Consider the following 17,797-nt stretch of genomic DNA (forward strand, 5'->3'; position numbering starts at 1 on the left):
GTCTCCTACGACCTCACATGGGAGCGCTTCCATGCTTGAACCCGATACCGCCGTGACCTTTCCTTCCGCCTTCCTCTGGGGTGCCGCGACCTCGGCGTACCAGATCGAGGGGGCGGTACGGGAGGACGGCCGCACCCCCTCGATCTGGGACACCTTCAGCCACACACCGGGCAGGACGGCCGGCGGTGACACCGGTGACACCGCTGTCGACCACTACCACCGCTACCGCGAGGACGTGGCGCTGATGGCGGAGCTGGGCCTGAACGCCTATCGCTTCTCGGTGTCCTGGCCCCGGGTGCAGCCGACGGGCCGGGGCCCCTTGGTCCAGCGCGGTCTGGACTTCTACCGCCGCCTGGTGGACGAACTCCTCGCCCATGGCATCAAGCCGGCGCTCACCCTCTACCACTGGGACCTGCCGCAGGAGCTGGAGGACGCGGGCGGCTGGCCGCAGCGGGACACCGCGTTCCGGTTCGCCGAGTACGCGCGGCTGGTCGGCGAGGCGCTGGGGGACCGGGTGGAGCGGTGGATCACCCTCAACGAGCCCTGGTGCAGCGCCTTCCTGGGCTACGGCTCGGGCGTCCACGCCCCCGGCCGCACCGACCCGGAAGCCTCGCTGCGCGCCGCCCACCACCTGAACCTCGGACACGGCCTGGCGGCTTCGGCCCTGCGCTCGGTGATGCCGGCCCGGAACGAGATCGCGATCAGCCTCAACTCGTCCGTGGTACGGCCGCTTTCCCAGGACCCGGCCGACATCGCGGCGGCCCGCAGGATCGACGACCTGGCCAACGGCATCTTCCACGGCCCGATGCTGCACGGCGCGTACCCCGCGTCGCTGCTGGAGGCCACGGCCTCGGTCACCGACTGGTCGTACGTCCTCGACGGCGACACCCGCACGATCAACGTCCCGCTGGACGCGCTGGGCCTGAACTACTACACCCCGGCCCTGGTCTCGGCCGCGCCCGGCGGAGTCAAGGGCCCCCGGGCCGACGGCCACGGCGCCAGCGAGCACTCCCCCTGGCCGGGCGCCGATGACGTGCGGTTCCACCAGACGCCGGGCGAGCGCACCGAGATGGGCTGGACGATCGACCCGACGGGCCTGTACGACCTGCTCCTGCGCTACACCCGCGAGGCGCCGGGCCTGCCCCTGTACGTGACGGAGAACGGCGCCGCCTACGACGACAAACCCGACCCCGACGGCCGCGTGCACGACCCCGAGCGCATCGCGTACCTGCACGGCCATCTGTCGGAGGTCCACCGGGCCATCACGGACGGCGCCGACGTCCGCGGCTACTACCTGTGGTCCCTGCTGGACAACTTCGAGTGGGGACACGGCTACGGGAAGCGGTTCGGGGCGGTGTACGTGGACTACGGGACGCTGAAGCGGACCCCGAAGTCGAGCGCGCGGTGGTACGGGGAGGTGGCGCGGACGGGGGTGTTGCCGGGAGTGGAGCCGGTGGCCTGAGAGGCGGGGGGCGCGGCACCCCTCCGTCGTGCCGCGCCCCGCGCGGGGGATGGGTCAGCCGAAGGTCCCGAACGTCTTCGAGAAGGCGTTCTTGTCCTGGGCGATCGAGCTGCAGGTGGCGTCGGCGGTGGGCTTGGGGCCGCCGGCGCACTGCTGGTCGCGGGTGGCGGACCACATCGACAGGCCGCCGAGGCCCTTGGAGCGGGCGAAGTCCACCAGCCGGGTGGCGTCGTCCACCTTGAAGACCTCGGAGGAGACGTCGTTGACGCCGATCATCGGAGTGACCGCGACCGTCTTCCAGGCGGCGGCGTCGGAGAGGCCCAGCACGCTCTTGACCTGCGCCTGGGTGGCCGTGGCGGCCTGCTCGGCGTAGCTGCCCATGTCGCCGCTGTACGAGGGGCCGTAGTCCATCGCCATGATGTTGACCGTGCCGGTCTTCACGCCGTTGGACTTGGCGTCGGACAGGAGGTTCACGCCGTCCTGGGTGAGGCCCTCGGGCATCACCGGGAGGGTGAAGGAGACGTCCAGGCCCGGGTGCTGCGCCTGGAGCTTCGCTATCGCCTTCGCCCGCAGGGTGTTCGCCGCCGTGTTCGCCAGCGCGCCGCCCTCGACGTCGAAGTCGACCTTGGTGAGTTTGAACGCGTCGACCGCCTTGCCGTACGCCGCCGCCAGCGCGTCCACGGAGGAGCAGGTGGTGGCCAGTTCGGAGCCGGAGGCGCCGCCGAAGGAGACCCGGACGTCACCGCCCCTGGCTCGCAGGGAGCCGATCTGCGCGGCCACGCCGTCGCTGGTCAGGTCGGTCACCCCGCCCCACTTGGGGGTGCAGCCGCCGCCGTCGGTGAGGAAGGCGAGGTTGTAGTTCTTCACGCCGGTCGCGTCGGCCGCGCCGACCAGGTCGAACGCCGGGTAGAGGGAGGTGTCGACGTACGGGGCGAAGCCGGCGGAGGCGGTGGTGCCGCTGCCGGTCGTGCGGGGGGCGGTCGGCGTGGGAGTGGCCGTCCTGGTCGGGGCGGGGGTGGCGCTCTTGCTCGGTGTGGCGGTCGGGGCCGGCGGCTGGGTCCGGGTGGGGCGGCCGCTCGGCTCGGGGGTGGGGCCCGCGTCCGCGGAGCACGGGGCGCCGTCGATACGACAGCCCGTCGGGGCGCCGCTGCCGTCGACCACGAAGCCGACGGTCACCGACCTGCCGGGGGCCAGGCCCCCGGTGTCCCACTTCGCCGGCTTCACGGTGACGTGCGCACCGCTGACGCGGGACTCGCCGTTCCACAGGGAGCTGAGCCTGGCGCCCGCCGGGAGGTCGAACTCCAGCGTCCAGGCCTTCTCCGGCTGTCCGCTGTTGTTGGTGACGACGTACTGGGCGGTGTAGCCGGTCGACCAGTCGCTGGTCCTGGTGTACGCGGCGTTCACGCCGGCCGCGTGGGCGGTGCCGGTGAGCAGGACCGCGCCGCCCCCGACGGCTGCCGCGGCCACGAGACCGCCTATCGCCTTGTTCCTGCCACTGGTCCTGCGCCGGTGCGTGCTCATGCGCGTGCCTGCCTTCGCTGTTCACGGGGGTGAGGTGCGGCAGCACGCTAGCGATCCGGAATCGGACAAACGGCTTGATCGGGGCGGCCGTTGCCGACCTTAGGGTTCGCTTAAGGAAGGGATCGGGGACGATTAATGGTCGAGACCAGTCGGGACCGGTTTGCCCGACCGGCGTCTTCGCGTACGGCCCCGCGCCACCGGCCCCCGCCCGTCCCGCTGGAACCAGATCCGCACCTCGGTGCCGCCCAGCACCGAGGAGCCGATCCGGACGTCCCCGCCGGTGGCCTCGGCGAGCCTGCGCACGATGTCGAGGCCGAGACCGGTCGAGCCGGTGTTCCCGGAGCCGCGGCCCCGGGCCATCGCGGCGTCCGGGTCGGCTATGCCGGGGCCCGCGTCGGAGACCAGCACGATCACCGCGTCCTCGGCGTTGTGCACGTCGACCGCGAAGGCGGTGCCCTCGGCGGTGTGCCGGAAGACATTGCCGAGCAGGGCGTCGAGGGCCGCGGCCAGGTCGGCGCGGGCCACGGGTACGCGCACCGGCCCGTCGACGCCGGCCACCCGCCACTTGCGGCCCTCGTCCTCGGCGAGCGCGGACCAGAACCCCATGCGCTCGCGCACCACTTCCGCCGCGTCGCATCCGGCGCCGGGTCCGGCCGCGGCCGTCTGCGGCTTGGCCTCCCGGGCCGTGCGGATGATGGTGTCGACCTCGCGCTCCAGTTGGGCGACGGCGGCCCGGGTCTGCTCGGCGGCCGGTCCCGCGCCCAGGGAGGCCGTGTTGAGCCGCAGCACGGTGAGCGGGGTGCGCAGGCGGTGGGAGAGGTCCGCCGCCAGCTCCCGTTCGTTCGCGAGGAGTTGGACGACCTGGTCGGCCATGGAGTTGAACGCCACGGCGGCCAGTCTGAGTTCGGCCGGGCCGTCCTCCGGCACCCGGGCGCCCAGCCGGCCCTCGCCCAGTTCGTGCGCGCCCTCGGCCAGCCGCTGGGCGGGCCGCACCATGCGCACCCCGAGCCGGTCGGCGACCGCGACCGAGCCGACGATCAGCGCGAGGCCGACGGCCGCGAGCACCGCCCAGGCCGTGCCCACGCCGTTGGTCACCTCGGACTCGGGGACGTAGACCTCGACGACCGCTATGGCGCCGGAGCCGAGCGCGACCGGCTGGAGCAGTGTGGAGCCGCCGGGGACGGAGGTCGTGGAGGCCCGGCCCAGTTTCCGCACCGCCTCGATGTCGCGGTCGGCGGCGCGCCGCCTGCCGAGGTCGAGTGCGGACCGGCCGTCGACCGCGGGCAGGTGCACGGCCATGCCGGAGTCGGCACCGGCGGAGGCGACGACGCGCTCCAGTTCGTCCCGGTCGGTGGTGATGGACAGCGCGGGCGCCACCGCGGCGGCCTCCCGTTCGGCGTTGGAGAAGGCCCGGTCGCGGGCCATCTCCTTGACGACCAGCCCGAGCGGGACCGCGAAGGCGACCACGACCATCGTGGTGACCGCCAGGCACACCTTGACCAGGGCCCACCTCATCCCACCGGCTCCCCGTCCGCGGACGGCTCCACGGGGGGTTCGAGCTTCACGCCGACACCCCGGAGCGTGTGCAGATAGCGGGGCCGGGCGGCCGTCTCCCCCAGTTTCCGGCGCAGCCAGGACAGATGGACGTCGATGGTCTGGTCGTCGCCGTAGGACTGCTGCCAGACCTCGGCGAGGAGTTCCCTGCGCGGGACGACGACCCCGGGCCGCCCGGCGAGGAAGGCCAGCAGGTCGAACTCGCGGCGGGTGAGGTCGAGGCGGACCCCGTCCAGTTCGGCCTGGCGGCGCAGCGGGTCGACGGTCAGGCCGCCGACGCGGAGCACGGGCGAGGGCGGGGCCTCCGCGCCGCCGGAGCGGGCCCGGCGCAGTACCGCCGCCATCCGGGCGGACAGGTGCTCGACGGAGAACGGCTTGGTCAGGTAGTCGTCCGCACCGGCGTTGAGCAGCCGGACGATCTCCGTCTCGTCGTCGCGTGCGGTGGCGATGATGACGGGCACGTCGGTGATGCCGCGGAGCATCTTCAGCGCCTCGGAGCCGTCCAGGTCCGGCAGTCCGAGGTCGAGGATGACCACGTCGAAGCGGAAGTGGGCGACCTCGCGCAGCGCCTCCAGTGCCGTACCGACGCTGCGCACGGTGTGTGCGGCGTCGGTCAGGTGCCGGATGAGCGCCGAGCGTACGAACTGGTCGTCCTCGACCACGAGCACACTTGCCATGCGCCGCACCGTACGCCATGCGGCCCACACCGGGCCGGGGCCTGTGGACAACTCGGAGCATGTGCGTACCGCGGTCCCCCTGAGGCAGTATGGCCGGCGATGCGCAGAGGACTCGTACACGTACTGGCGTGGCTGCTCGCGACGGGAGCGGCGGTCACGCTGTCGTGGTGGGGCGTGCACACGGTGATGGCCGGGACGGCGTACGACCCGCCGCGCGCCCTGCCGATCACGGCCGCCGGCGCCACCGCGCAGGGCACCAAGGCGCCGCCCCCGCCGGCGCACCGGCCGTCCCCGTCGAAGCGACCGCCGGCTCCCACGCCCTCCCGGACGCCCACCCGCGCTCCCTCCGCCCCCGCCCCGTCCGGCCGGGTCAGGTCCTACGACACCGACGGCGGCCGGGCGGTGTTCGAGCTGGGCGCGTCCAGCGCCACCCTCGTCTCGGCGACGCCGGGGACCGGCTGGTCGATGCAGGTGTGGAAGACCGAGACGTGGATCCGCGTGGAGTTCAGCCGGGGCACGGACCGGGTGTCGGTGTTCTGCACCTGGCACGACGGGCCGCCGCATGTGGAGATCGGGACCTACTGAACGCTCAGCGGAACACCGAGGGCGGTGGCGCCGGTGAGGCCGCCGCCGTGTCGTCCGTCACCGGGAGCGCGCCGCCGGCGAAGTCCCGCAGCGGCTTGCCGTGTTCGACCCGGGCCGGGTGCGGGTCGGAGGCGGCGCGGCGGGTGAGGTCGGCGAGCGGGAGCGGGGCGTCGGAGGCGACCAGGACGGCGTTGCCGAAGCGCTTGCCGCGCAGGACGGCCGGGTCGGCGATCAGCGCCAGTTCGGCGAACCGGGCGGCCGTGGTGGCGATCTGGCCGCGCAGATGGGCGAGCGGTGGACCGTCGGCCAGGTTGGCGGCGTAGACCCCGGACGGCTTCAGGGCCCGGCGGACCTCGTCCAGGAACTCGGTGGAGGTGAGGTGGGCGGGTGTTCGGGCGCCGCTGAAGACGTCCGCGACGACCAGGTCCGCCCACCCGTCCGGGACCTTCGCCAGCCCCGCGCGGGCGTCCGCCGAGCGCACCCGGATCCGTGCGTTCGAGTCCAACGGCAGCTCCCGGCGCACCAGTTGGACCAGGGCCGCGTCGCGTTCGACGACCTGCTGGGTGGACCGGGGGCGGGTCGCCGCGGTGTACCGGGCGAGGGTGAACGCGCCGCCACCGAGGTGGACGGCGTGCACCGGCCTGCCGGGCGGGGCGAGGAGGTCGATGACATGACCGAGCCGGCGCTGGTACTCGAAGGAGAGATACGCGGGGTCGTCCAGGTCGACGTGCGACTGGGGTGCGCCGTCGATCAGCAGGGTCCAGGCCCGGCCGCGGTCGGGGTCGGGCACGAGCTGGGCGAGCCCGCCGTCGACCGCCTCCGCGACGGCTTCGACGGCGGCAGCCCCGCGCCGCGTGTCCCGTTTCTGCCGTGTGCTCCTGGACCTGCCCATCGGACCATTTTCGCAGCCGGTCCGAGCGGGTGCCTCACCGGCAGCTGTCGGCCGCCTCGATCAGCCGGGCCGCCTCTCCGAGGGCCCGGCGCAGCACCGCCGGGTCGGTGGCGAGGTCGGCCTCGCCGGGCGGCAGCAGCCAGTCGGAGCCCGCCACCGGCGGCTCGGGAGCGAGTCTGAGTCCACGCCCGTCCGTCTCCGTGCAGGTGCTCCCCGGCACGTCCCAGCAGGCCGCCGTGCCGGCCGGCACCAGGAAGCCGAGGGTGGCGCAGCCGCCGTCGTGCAGCACGGGCCCCATCGCGTCACCGGCGCCGCGCCGCAGGATGTCGACCGCCTCAAGGCCCTGCCGGGCCGGTACCGTCACGAGGTCGCAGGCCGCCGCGGCCGCCGCGGTCCGAACGGCCGACGACAGCGGGATACAAGGTTCGTTGCTCTGGCTGGTCTCCATGCCGGCCTCCACCACACAGCCCTGTTGCGGTCCACGGGATCCAACGCGTGAACGCGTCAACGGCTACGGCACAAGTGCGCCGCAAAGAATGGCACTTCATGGCAGATCGTGCATGAGATATCCGGTTTGTAGCCAAACACAGCGTGGCGGGTCCTTCACAGCAGGTACGTTCATGCCCGCCGGAACCAGAGCGTCACTCGGACAACTCGTCCCGATCCGCCCGGGATCCGGCATGGTTCGACGGTTCGCACGAGAGGACCCGGCCATGGCGTCGTCAACCGAGACCGCGTCACAGCCCGAACGGCCACCCCGGCCGAACCTCGCCTTCCGGCATCTGCGCGGCAGTCGTTCACCCGCCGAGTTCGCGGCACTGGTACGCCGTGCCGCGCGCGAGATCGGTGAGCGGGTGAGCTGTGACGCGCGGTACGTCGGCAGGGTCGAGGCGGGCGAGATCCGCTGCCCGAACTACGCGTACGAACGGGTGTTCCTGCACATGTTCCCCGGCCGCACGCTCACCGACCTCGGCTTCGCGCCCCGCTCGTCCGTCCGCGGGCGCGCGGCGCGGACGGCGGCGGCCACGCCCGAGGCGCTCATCACCGGCGAGGGCCAGGGGGCCGGTGAGACGCCGGCGGCGTTCGAACCGTATGACCCGCAGGACCCGTACGACCCGCACGAGCCGTACGCGAAAGACCATCCGAACCACGAGGAGAGCGACGTGCTGCGTCGCGCATTCATGACCGGCGGAGGCGCCACGATGGCCGCCGCCACGCTGGGCCCGCTGGGGCTCACCACGGACGCCGCGGCGGCGGTCCGGCCCGCTCGCCGGCCCGGAACCTCCGAGGCGGCCGCCCTGGAGGAGGCGGTCCGCCGGATCCGGCTGCTCGACGACCGGCACGGCGCGGACGGCCTCTACCGGCGCGCGGCGGCTCCGTTGCGCGCGGCCTACGCGCTGCTGGACGCCGGCGCGACCCGGCAGACCACCGCCGACCGGCTGCACTCGGGCGCCGGTGAACTCGCCATCTCGGTGGGCTGGCTGGCGCACGACTCCGGCCGCTTCGACGACGCCCGCTCGCACTACGCGGAGGCGCTGGCCACGGCCCGGATGACCGGGGACCCGGCGCTGGAGGCGCACGCCTTCTGCAACACCGCGTTCCTGGCGCGGGACGCCGGCCGCCCGCGCGAGGCGGTCCGTGCCGCGCAGGCCGCCCAGCGCGCGGCCGCTCCGCTGGGTTCGGCGCGTCTGATGTCCCTGCTCGCGCTGCGCGAGGCCGGCGGCTGGGCGGGGCTCGCCGACCGCACGGGCTGTCAACAGGCACTCGTCCGGGCCCAGGCGCTGTTCGCGCGGGGCCGCTCGGACGCCGACCCGGAATGGATGAGCTTCTACGGCGAGGCCGAGCTGGAGGGGCTGGAGGCGCAGTGCTGGTCCATGCTGGGTGACTGGCGGCGCGCGTCCCGGCACGCGCGCCGGGCGGCGCGTCTGCAGGATCCGCACTTCACCCGGAACATCGCCCTGTACACGGCCGAGCTGGCGGACGACCTGGCCCGCGAGGGCCGTCCCGACGAGGCGGCCGCGGCCGGGCTGCGGGTGCTGGCGCTGCTCGACCAGGTCCAGTCCTCCCGCATCCAGGGGATGCTGGCGGGGACGGCTCGGGTGCTGCTGCCCCACCGGCGGGCTTCGGGGGTGTCGGAGTTCCTGGACCGGCACGCGTCGATGCCGAGAACGGGGAGGGCCTGAGGGCCGCCGGCGGTCTGCGGGCACGTCGTGGCTGATCGCGCGGTTCCTCGCGCCCGTAGGGAGCCGCGATGCCGTCAGCCCAGGTGCCCCAGGTCGTTCCAGCTCTCGATCGCCGGCTCCCCGTAGGCCCAGCCGAGGACGGACAGCGAGGTCGGGTTCAGGCGTATCCGGGCGGCGAAGTCCAGCGGGAGGCCGAGCCACCGGGCGCCTATGGAGCGGAGGATGTGCCCGTGGGCGAAGACCAGGACGTCGCGGTCGGAGGAGCGGGCCCAGGAGACCACCTCGTCCGCGCGCGCGGTCACCTCGGCGAGGCTCTCGCCCCCCGGCACCCCGTCCCGCCAGATCAGCCATCCCGGCCGCACTGCCTGGATCTCGGCCGGCGTCATCCCCTCGTAGGCGCCGTAGTCCCACTCCATGAGCGTGTCCCACGCGGTGGCCCGGTCCCCGAAGCCGGCCAGTTCGCACGTCTCACGCGCGCGTGCCAGCGGACTGGTGCGCACCTCCGCCCCCGGCAGCCCGTCCAGCGGAGCGCGGTGCAGTCGCTCGCCGAGCAGCTTGGCTCCCCGCCGGCCCTCCTCCAGCAGCGGCACGTCGGTCCTGCCGGTGTGCTTGCCGGACAGCGACCATTCCGTCTGTCCGTGCCGGGCCAGCAGGATGCGCGGTGCCATGGGGAGACCTTTCCGGGAACGGGACGCCACACAGACGCCACACAGACGCCGCGGGGACGCCACGAGAGGGACGAGAGAGGACTTCTCCATCATCGCTCACGCCCGTCCGGGGCAACCCGGCGGGCGATCTCAGCGTCTTTGGGGGCCGGAGCGCCCGCATGGGCGGGAGTACGGACACCGTAAAGTGGCACGGTCGCCCTTCGCCGGGGCGCGCCGCACCGCAGAAGGGGGAGGGCGATCGGATGCCGCAGACCGAGACACCGGGCACCGAGGTGACCCCGCGACCCCGGCTGCGCTGGTGGACCGAGCTGCCACTGATCCTCCTGGTCTACGGCTGCTACACGGCCGGCCGCCTCCTCGCCCGCGGTGACGTGCCCTCCGCCGTCGGCCACGGCCTGGCGATCCTGCGCTTCGAGAAGGCCCTGCACCTCGACGCGGAGCACCCGCTCAACCGGCTGTTCACGCGCGAGCCCTGGCTCGGTGTGCCGGCCGACTTCTGGTACGCCTCGCTGCACTACCTGGTCACGCCGGCCCTCCTGATCTGGCTGTTCCGGGCCCACGCCGAGCACTACCGGCGGGCCCGCACCTGGCTGATGACGTCCACGCTCATCGGCCTGATCGGCTTCACGCTGCTGCCCACGTGCCCGCCCCGGCTGCTCTCCGCCGGTCACGGCTTCGTGGACACCATGGCGCACTACAGCTCGTACGGCTGGTGGGGCAGCGAGGCGAGCGCGCCGCGCGGCATGGGCGGGATGACCAACCAGTACGCGGCGATGCCCAGCCTGCACGTCGGCTGGGCGCTGTGGTGCGGGGTGATGCTGTGGCGCCACGGCCGCAGCCCTCTCGCGAAGGCCGTCGCCGTCGGCTATCCGCTGGGGACCGCGCTGGTGGTCATGGGCACCGCCAACCACTACCTGCTCGACGCGGTCGCGGGTGTCGCCGTGATGGGCGTCGGCTACCTGCTGGCCACGCCCGTGACACGGACCGTGGAGCGGCTCCGGGCCCGGCTGTTCCCGCGCCGCACACCGGTCACGGACGGCACGGGTTCCCCGATTGTCAGTGCCGGATGCCAGACTTCCGCGGGTGAGCGAATTCCACGGCAGCGCCAGTCGCCGCTCGACGCCGGGGCCGAGCCGGACACCTCCCCCAGCGCCGCGGGAGAAGGGGCTGCGACACCGGCTGGCTGAGCTGCGCGGTCCCGACGTACCGGCCAAGGCCCTGGACGCGCGCGCCCTCGCGGCGCTCGCCGCGAACCCCGGGTGCGCCAGGCGGGCGCTCCTGGACGGCGCCGGGGTGGACAAGGCGCGGCTGGCGAGCGCGCTGGGCGCGCCCTCCGGGTTCGGGCAGTCGCAGTTCGCGCTGACCCGCGGGAACGCGTTCGAGGCGAAGGTCAAGGCCGACGGCGGCGCCGAGTTGCTGCGACTGGCACACGCCCGGCTCGACCCGGGCGCCGCGGCGCCGGAAGGGGCCGCCGTACCCGACCTGACCGCGCACGGCCCCGAGGGGCGTACGGCGCGTACGGCGCTGGCGTTGCGCGAGGCCACGCGCGCGGGCGGCTGGACGCTGCTGGACCATCCGATGCTGGCACTGGACGTGGCCGGTTCGCTCGCCTTCCTGGAGCCGGACGCGGTGGTGGTGCACCCGGACGGCAGCTGGTCCGTGGTGGAGATCAAGTCGTTCCCGATGCTGGACGGCTCGGCGGACCCGGCGAAGGTCGGCGCGGCGGCCCGGCAGGCGGCGGTGTACGTGCTGGCGCTGGAGGCGGTCGCCGCGCGGCTCGGCGCGGAGCCGGAGGGGCACGCCGGTGTGGGGGTGCCCCGGATGCGGAGCGCCCAGGAGCACGCCCCCGTCCCGGCCGTACGGCACCGGATCCTGCTCGTGTGCCCGAAGGACTTCTCGAACCTGCCCGCCGGCGCCGCCGTCGACGTCCGCAAGCAGCGCGGGGTCACCGCCCGCCAGCTGGCCCGGCTCACCCGGCTGGAGGAGATCGCCGAAGCCCTGCCCGAGGGCCTGTGCTTCGCGCCCGACCGGGACGCCGAGGAGCTGACGGCGGCCGTGGAGGCGGTCCCGGCGACGTACGCGCCCGAGTGCCTGTCCGCGTGCGAACTGGCCTTCCACTGCCGGGAACGCTGCCGCGCGGAGGGTTCCGTCACCCGTCTCGGCCGTCCCCTGCGCGCCGAACTGGGCGGTCTGACCACGGTCGAGGACGTCCTCGCGGCGGCCCGCGGCGAGACCGGCGACCCGGACGACCCCGCGGTCGCGGCGCTGCGCCGGGCGGCGGCCCTGCGCGCGGAGGCGCTGGCGGACGCGGCCCACCGGGAGGCGGCCCCGTGTCCCTGATCACCACCCTCGCCCGGTTCGAGGCCGTGGCCACCGGCCGGGCCCAGCCCGCCGCGACCGTCCGGCACCGGCATCTGTCCCCGCGCCCCCTGGTGTTCGTGCCGCTCACCACCGCCGGTGAGGCCGGCGCCCCGCTCGGCGCGCTCGTCGGCACCGACCGGGACGCGCCGCGCCTGCTGGTCGTGCCGCAGCCCCGCGACCGCGACCTGCGCTTCACGTTCCTCGCCGACCTGGCCGATGTCGTGCTGCCGTACCTCGACTCCTGCGCCGAGTCCGTGGAGGCGGCCGAGCGCACCGAGACCGATCCCGAGACCGGCAAGCGGGTCAAGGTCGAGGTGGAGCTGTGCACGGACGCGCCCCAGCTGATCGTGCCCAGCCGCACGGGCCTGGACTTCGTACGGCTGCTGGGCCGCTCGATGCGCTTCCGCCGCACGGCCGAGCAGGACCCGGAGGCGCCCTACCCGGCGCCGCCCCGGGTGCCGCTGCTCGGCCGCTGGCTGACCCACTACGGCGAGCGGTCCCGGGTCCCCGGCTCCTCGCTCCTGCTGGCCCTGACCGATCTGCTGTCCCGGCACTGGGCGACCGGCCAGTCCGGTCTGGAGGACCAGCACCTGGGGGCGCTGCTCGCCTGGATCGACCCTCCTGAGGGCGCCTCGGGTGCCGAGGCCGCGCGCCGGGCCGAGCTCGCCCGGGACGCGGCCGGCCAGCTGCTGTGCCCGCCGGCCGGCCCGGCCACCGACCCGGCGTTCGACAACAGGCTGCTGGCCCCGGCGATCGAGCGCTACGACCGCGCGCGCAGGGCACTCGCCGCCGCCGAGGACGCCCTGGCCGCCGACGACCGGCTGGCCGCGCTCACCACGGCCGAGCGGGAGATCCGCGACCTGGTGGAGAGCCGCACCCGGCCCACCTGGGACGCGGTGTGGCGGGGCCTGGACCTGCTGCGGGCACTGCCGGAGGGCGCGCACGTGGCGGAGCGCTGGACCCGCGACCGCTGGTCGTTCACCGGCCACCGCGACCGGGTGCTGGCGGGCGAGCCCCCGCAGCCGCGCCGGGACGACGCGGTGACGGCGGCGAACAAGCTGGCGACCCGCGAGCGCGAGCAGGCCCGCCTGGAGGCGCAGGAGGCGCTGGACGATCCGCTGGTGATGGCGGGGCGGCGGCTGGCCGGGGAGGCGTTCGCGGGCGAGGTGACCGATGTGGTCATGGCGTACGGCGAGGGCAAGCGGCCCAGCCCGCGCCCGCTGGTGACGGTCCGCACGGACGACCGGCCGCATCTGGCGGAGCGCGCGAAGGTGTACCGCTCGCTGGGCGGGAAGCCGCAGTCGGCGGAGTTCGTCGGGTACGACTCGGAGGACGGTCTGGTGCTGCGGATCCTGGACAAGATGGGCCGCGGCAAGGAGCCGGAGCCCGGTTCGGTGCCGGAGAAGGGCGACCGGGTGTGCTTCACCCTCTTCGAGCACGAGCAGCGCGGCGGGGCGAAGCTGCCCGACCCGGAGGAGACCCCGTGGACGCACGGCGGCCCGCCCGGGGAGGCCGTACCGGAGGCCCCCGACACGGTGACCGAGGAGGATGTGCTGTGACGACGGTCGACGCCGACCCCGGGGCCGCCGCCGCCCGCGCCACCGAGGCGATCCTCCGCGACACCCTGCACGGCGCCGAGCGCGGTGTCGTGGTGGACTCCCCGCCCGGCGCGGGCAAGTCGACGCTGGTGGTCCGCGCCGCGCTGGAACTGGCCGGCGCGGGCCGCCCGTTGATGGTGGTGGCACAGACGAACGCGCAGGTGGACGATCTCGTCCTCCGGCTCGCCGAGAAGAACCCGGACCTGCCGGTCGGCCGGCTGCACAGCAGTGACACCGACGCCTACGACAAGGCGCTGGACGAGCTGCCGCAGGTGCGCACCTCCGCGAAGGCGGCCGACCTGAACGGCCTGCCGGTCGTGCTGTCCACGGCCGCGAAGTGGGCGCATGTGAAGGTCGACGAGCCATGGCGGCACGCGATCGTGGACGAGGCGTACCAGATGCGTTCCGACTCCCTGCTGGCCGTGGCGGGCCTGTTCGAGCGGGCGCTGTTCGTGGGCGATCCCGGCCAGCTGGACCCGTTCGCGATCGTCGGCAGCGAGCAGTGGGCGGGCCTGTCGTACGACCCCTCGGCCTCCGCCGTGACCACCCTCCTCGCCCACAACCCGGGCCTGCCCCAGCACCGCCTGCCGGTCTCCTGGCGCCTGCCGGCCTCCGCGGCCCCCCTGGTCTCGGACGCCTTCTACCCCTACACGCCCTTCCGCAGCGGCACGGACCACGGCGACCGCCGGCTGACCTTCGCGGTGCCCTCCGACGGCTCCGGCCCGGACCGGGTGATCGACGAGGCGGCGGCATCCGGCTGGGGCCTGCTGGAGCTGCCCGCCCGGCACACCCCGCGCACGGATCCGGAGGCCGTACGGGCCGTGGCCACGGTCGTACGCCGCCTGCTGGACCGGGGCGGCGCCGCGGCCTCCGAGCGCTCGCCGTCCCCCGCTCCCCTGACCGCCGACCGCATCGCCGTCGGCACGGCCCACCGCGACCAGGCGGCGGCGGTCCGCACGGCGCTGGCCGAGCTGGGCGTGGCGGACGTCACGGTGGACACCGCGAACCGTCTCCAGGGCCGGGAGTACGACCTCACGGTCGTCCTGCACCCGCTCTCCGGCCGCCCCGACGCCACCGCCTTCCACCTGGAGACCGGCCGCTTGTGCGTCCTGGCCTCCCGGCACCGCCACGCCTGCATCGTGGTCTGCCGCGCGGGCGTGACCGACCTCCTGGACGACTACCCGTCCACGGAACCGGTCCAGCTGGGCACGCTGGTGAAGATTCCTGACGGATGGGAGGCGAACCACGCGGTGCTTGCACATCTGGCGGAACACCGGGTGGTCTGGCGCCCCTGACCGCCTCTCCGGCACCTGCCCAGGCAGACGATCAGCGCGAGCCGCCCCATCCGCCGGAGGCGGCCATGGGAAACAGCCCTGACGGGTGCGAGGCGAACCACACGGTGCTTGCACATCTGGCGGAACACCGGGTGGTCTGGCGCCCCTGACCGGGACCCCACCGTCCCCGTCCGCCCGGCGGAACACCGGGTGAACTCGCGGCCATGAGGGGCCCTTGCGTCCGCGCGGGACAATGGACGGTGGCCCACCTGAAGGCGGTGCCCAGCGAACCGTACGAGGAGGAGAAAAGACATGGCGGAGCCCACGCCGCGTCGGAACGAACCGCGGCTACGCCCCGCGCCCCTGATCTTCGAGCCCGCGGAGGCGGCCGCCGATCCCGAGCACTTCTTCGACCTGGAGTCGATCGAGGATCCGCGGGCGCTGCTGGCCCGGGCCACGGAGCTGACCCAGGCGTTCCGCGCGGCGGCCGACCGGGCCGTGGAGTTCCAGGCCGTCGCGGCGGCCCAGCTCGCCGACCCGCGCCGGTTCGACCGGCTGACCCCGGCGGACATCGCCGAGCGCGCGGAGTGGACCGAGGACTACGCGAAGAAGATGGTCGAGTTCGGGCGGGACCTCCTGCGCGGCAACACCGAGGGCCGGACGACCGCCGACCCCGTCTGATCGCGCGCCCGCGTCAACACGGAGCCCCCGAGTAACCCATCTGGCATATGCCAGGCGGGCAAGATACTCCTCCCCCACCGCTCCTGTCCCGGATTTCCGCAACTCAGAAGAACAGCACGCTCACCCCCGGTACATCTGGGTGGCATGAGCAGCGCACCGAACGTCACCCGGGTCACCGCCGACGGAGTCGACTGGCTCGCCTCGGCGGCCACGTACCCCCGCAGCACGCTCGCCCTCTGGGAGGAGCGCCCGGGCGCCCCTGTCGTCCTGCCCTGCGGCACCGTCTTCGACGTGGTGAGCGCGCCGGCGATCTTCGGCCGCCGGATGCTGGACCGGCTCTGGGACGACGGCCCGGGTTCCGGTCCGGTCGCCGTGTTCCGGGGCCGCGTGCTGCTGTTCGCCGCTCCGGGCACGGCCCAGCGGCTGCCCTCGCTGCTGGCGTGGGAGGAGTGGGGCTCGAACCGTGCGGAGGCGGTGCCGCCGCTGCTGTGCCACGGCACGGGCGACGCGGTGACCGTCCCGGCGCCCACCGGGGACGACGGCGTCGGCACCGCCCGCTGGCTGGTCGCCCCGGACACGCGTCACCCCTGGTTGCCGGGCCCCGAGGTGGTGCTCTGGGCGGCCGTACGGGCGGCCCGCGCGGCTGTGCGGATATCGATTTTTCCTCCCGCCGATCAGGATGCTAAGGTCTACGACGTCAGCAGGCGCCGCTAGCTCAGTTGGTTAGAGCAGCTGACTCTTAATCAGCGGGTCCGGGGTTCGAGTCCCTGGCGGCGCACGCGAAGGAAACGGCGGGTCCGGTTCGAAAGAACCCGGCCCGCCGTTTCGCATACGCCTCACGTGTGCACACGCCTCACGTTTGCGTACACATCAAACCGCTCTCAGCCGCCGATCCGCGGTGTGATCCGTACGGTCCACGCCCCCGACGCCGTCCTCCCCTCCACCTCCACCTGTACGCCCTGCCCGGGCACGGTGAAGCTCTCGCCGAGGGCGACCGGGGCGTCGGCGAGGGGCGGGTAGACCGAGTCCTCCCAGCAGCCCTCGGTGTGCGGATGGGCGTCGACCACCTCCACCGGGCCCCCGCCGGACTCGGCCCCGCTCCTGATCCGGTACACCAGCACTCCCTGCCGGCAGCCTGCCCGGTCGTTGCCGGCCGGGCCGCGCGCCTCGAAGCCCAGGGCGGTGTCGGGTCCGGTGCGCACGATCGCCAGCTTCACCCCGTGCCCGAGGCCGAAGGCCGCCGTGCCCTGTGCCGGGATCCCCGGGCCCGCCTCCAGCGGTTCCAGGGTCAGCCGGGTCGGCCCCGCGCCGCGCACGCACCTCACCTGGCGCGGGTCCAGCCAGCCCAGTTTCCACTTGTGCCAGGCGAACAGGTCGGGTGAGAGCCCGAACTGGCTGCCCATCAGGTCCCAGTCGCCGACGTAGGTGTCCCAGTCGCCCTTGCCGTCGACGGGGCGGTGGTAGAGGTCGGGCAGGTCGAAGACGTGGCCGGTCTCGTGGGCGAGGACGAGGCGGTCGGGCGGGTGCTTCTCGAAGACCGTGACGACCCGGTGGATGTCCGTACCGTCCACATGCGTGGGCGTGTCGAGGTTCACGACCTTCGTGGCGTCCGAGTCGACGCCGGGCGCGTCCGGATCGGCGACGAGGTACACGACCTGGTAGCGGGAGAAGTCGACCTCCGGGTCGGCCACCGTGAACGCGTCGCGCAGATAGGCGGCCCGGTCCGCCACGCTCCAGTCCCGCCTTATGGCGTACGCCGTGGACGGCCGGGGCATGCGCAGCCAGTGCTTCAGCGGGTGCGGGCGGAGGGTGAACCTGCCGTAGGAGGCCTGCTCGAAGTAGCGGCTGGTGGCCGGGAAGTGGTCGGCGGCCAGCTGGGCCGGGGTGGTGCGCGGGGCGGCGTCCGGGAAGGAGAGGAAGACCATCACGGCGTCGAGCACGCCGGTGGGGCGGATGTAGTCGGGGTTCCAGGTGTCGACGCCCTCGGAGTGGTGGGCGTCGGTGCGGTGCAGGGCGCAGGGGGTGGTGGAGAAGGGTTCGGCGACCGACGGGCCGCTGAGGATGGACGTCGCGGCGAGCGCCGACAGCGTGGTGCACACGGCGGCGGTGCTGCGCAGCTTGGGCACGGATGACCTCCGGACACGGTTCGGCGGGACCCGCATCCAGATTGCTGTGATGTGTTGCGTTATGCCCTGTTTACCTGCACCACAAGGGTGAGTGCGCCCCCCTGATGCTCCGGCGCGCTCCGGCGCCCGACACCCCGGAACACTCACGGAACGTCACAACTGGTCGGGGGCCTGAAGAACCCGTCCAGGCGCGGGCAGAAACGATCTGTCAGAAC

The 17,797-nt window shown here is 73.9% G+C and carries 16 protein-coding genes and 1 tRNA gene; 10 read left to right on the plus strand and 7 right to left on the minus strand.

Annotated elements, in window-relative coordinates:
• The first annotated feature begins 31 nt into the window (after positions 1 to 31).
• Complete coding sequence (locus ABT171_RS30855) at positions 32 to 1,462, plus strand: GH1 family beta-glucosidase (protein WP_351249564.1); 1,431 nt, start codon at positions 32 to 34, stop codon at positions 1,460 to 1,462.
• A 54-nt stretch (positions 1,463 to 1,516) separates the two neighbouring features.
• On the opposite strand, the gene ABT171_RS30860 is transcribed toward ABT171_RS30855, so the two are convergent.
• From ABT171_RS30860 to ABT171_RS30870, 3 genes are all read right to left on the minus strand, one after another.
• A complete protein-coding gene (locus tag ABT171_RS30860; protein WP_351249566.1) occupies positions 1,517 to 2,983 on the minus strand; it encodes a glycoside hydrolase family 18 protein in 1,467 nt (488 codons plus the stop codon).
• Positions 2,984 to 3,115: 132 nt separating this feature from the next.
• Positions 3,116 to 4,498 carry a sensor histidine kinase gene (locus tag ABT171_RS30865; RefSeq protein WP_351249568.1) on the minus strand — a complete coding sequence of 461 codons (1,383 nt, stop codon included), beginning with the start codon at positions 4,496 to 4,498 and terminating at the stop codon, positions 3,116 to 3,118.
• Positions 4,495 to 5,214 (minus strand): response regulator transcription factor, encoded by a 720-nt coding sequence (locus ABT171_RS30870; protein WP_351249570.1) that lies wholly within the window; start codon positions 5,212 to 5,214, stop codon positions 4,495 to 4,497. The genes ABT171_RS30865 and ABT171_RS30870 overlap by 4 nt, the downstream gene beginning before the upstream one ends.
• 99 nt (positions 5,215 to 5,313) lie before the next feature.
• Here ABT171_RS30870 and ABT171_RS30875 point away from each other — a divergent pair, with 99 nt between their 5' ends.
• A complete protein-coding gene (locus ABT171_RS30875) occupies positions 5,314 to 5,799 on the plus strand; it encodes a hypothetical protein (RefSeq protein WP_351249572.1) in 486 nt (161 codons plus the stop codon).
• A gap of 4 nt (positions 5,800 to 5,803) precedes the next feature.
• Here ABT171_RS30875 and ABT171_RS30880 read toward each other — a convergent pair whose 3' ends face one another.
• Together ABT171_RS30880 and ABT171_RS30885 are read right to left on the minus strand one after the other, a co-directional pair.
• On the minus strand, positions 5,804 to 6,691 hold the full coding sequence (locus ABT171_RS30880) for a spermidine synthase (RefSeq protein ID WP_351249574.1): 888 nt from the start codon (positions 6,689 to 6,691) through the stop codon (positions 5,804 to 5,806).
• 34 nt (positions 6,692 to 6,725) lie between these two features.
• A complete protein-coding gene (locus ABT171_RS30885) occupies positions 6,726 to 7,139 on the minus strand; it encodes a hypothetical protein (RefSeq protein ID WP_351249576.1) in 414 nt (137 codons plus the stop codon).
• Positions 7,140 to 7,404: 265 nt separating this feature from the next.
• Between ABT171_RS30885 and ABT171_RS30890 the strand changes: the two genes are divergently transcribed.
• Complete coding sequence (locus tag ABT171_RS30890; RefSeq protein ID WP_351249578.1) at positions 7,405 to 8,874, plus strand: NsdA family TPR-like regulatory protein; 1,470 nt, start codon at positions 7,405 to 7,407, stop codon at positions 8,872 to 8,874.
• 74 nt (positions 8,875 to 8,948) lie between these two features.
• Here the strand turns inward: ABT171_RS30890 and ABT171_RS30895 are convergent, their stop codons facing one another.
• On the minus strand, positions 8,949 to 9,542 hold the full coding sequence (locus tag ABT171_RS30895; RefSeq protein ID WP_351249580.1) for a histidine phosphatase family protein: 594 nt from the start codon (positions 9,540 to 9,542) through the stop codon (positions 8,949 to 8,951).
• Between the two features lie 242 nt (positions 9,543 to 9,784).
• Here ABT171_RS30895 and ABT171_RS30900 point away from each other — a divergent pair, with 242 nt between their 5' ends.
• From ABT171_RS30900 to ABT171_RS30930, 7 genes are all read left to right on the plus strand, one after another.
• On the plus strand, positions 9,785 to 10,729 hold the full coding sequence (locus ABT171_RS30900; RefSeq protein ID WP_351249582.1) for a phosphatase PAP2 family protein: 945 nt from the start codon (positions 9,785 to 9,787) through the stop codon (positions 10,727 to 10,729).
• Complete coding sequence (locus ABT171_RS30905) at positions 10,710 to 11,882, plus strand: hypothetical protein (RefSeq protein WP_351249755.1); 1,173 nt, start codon at positions 10,710 to 10,712, stop codon at positions 11,880 to 11,882. Before ABT171_RS30900 ends, ABT171_RS30905 begins: the two co-directional genes overlap by 20 nt.
• Positions 11,873 to 13,462: a hypothetical protein gene (locus ABT171_RS30910; protein WP_351249584.1), complete on the plus strand. Its 1,590-nt coding sequence runs from the start codon at positions 11,873 to 11,875 to the stop codon at positions 13,460 to 13,462. Before ABT171_RS30905 ends, ABT171_RS30910 begins: the two co-directional genes overlap by 10 nt.
• Positions 13,459 to 14,796 carry an AAA domain-containing protein gene (locus ABT171_RS30915; RefSeq protein ID WP_351249586.1) on the plus strand — a complete coding sequence of 446 codons (1,338 nt, stop codon included), beginning with the start codon at positions 13,459 to 13,461 and terminating at the stop codon, positions 14,794 to 14,796. Before ABT171_RS30910 ends, ABT171_RS30915 begins: the two co-directional genes overlap by 4 nt.
• 291 nt (positions 14,797 to 15,087) lie before the next feature.
• Positions 15,088 to 15,456 (plus strand): DUF8844 domain-containing protein, encoded by a 369-nt coding sequence (locus ABT171_RS30920; protein ID WP_351249588.1) that lies wholly within the window; start codon positions 15,088 to 15,090, stop codon positions 15,454 to 15,456.
• Between the two features lie 144 nt (positions 15,457 to 15,600).
• Entirely contained in the window at positions 15,601 to 16,170 is a 570-nt protein-coding gene (locus ABT171_RS30925; protein WP_351249590.1) for a bifunctional DNA primase/polymerase, read from the plus strand.
• Positions 16,161 to 16,234, plus strand: a tRNA-Lys gene (locus ABT171_RS30930). Before ABT171_RS30925 ends, ABT171_RS30930 begins: the two co-directional genes overlap by 10 nt.
• 103 nt (positions 16,235 to 16,337) lie before the next feature.
• Here the strand turns inward: ABT171_RS30930 and ABT171_RS30935 are convergent.
• Entirely contained in the window at positions 16,338 to 17,618 is a 1,281-nt protein-coding gene (locus ABT171_RS30935) for a M6 family metalloprotease domain-containing protein (protein WP_351249592.1), read from the minus strand.
• Positions 17,619 to 17,797: the final 179 nt, after the last annotated feature.

It is taken from the genome of Streptomyces sp. NPDC001851, assembly GCF_040297165.1.
GTDB lineage: Bacteria > Actinomycetota > Actinomycetes > Streptomycetales > Streptomycetaceae > Streptomyces.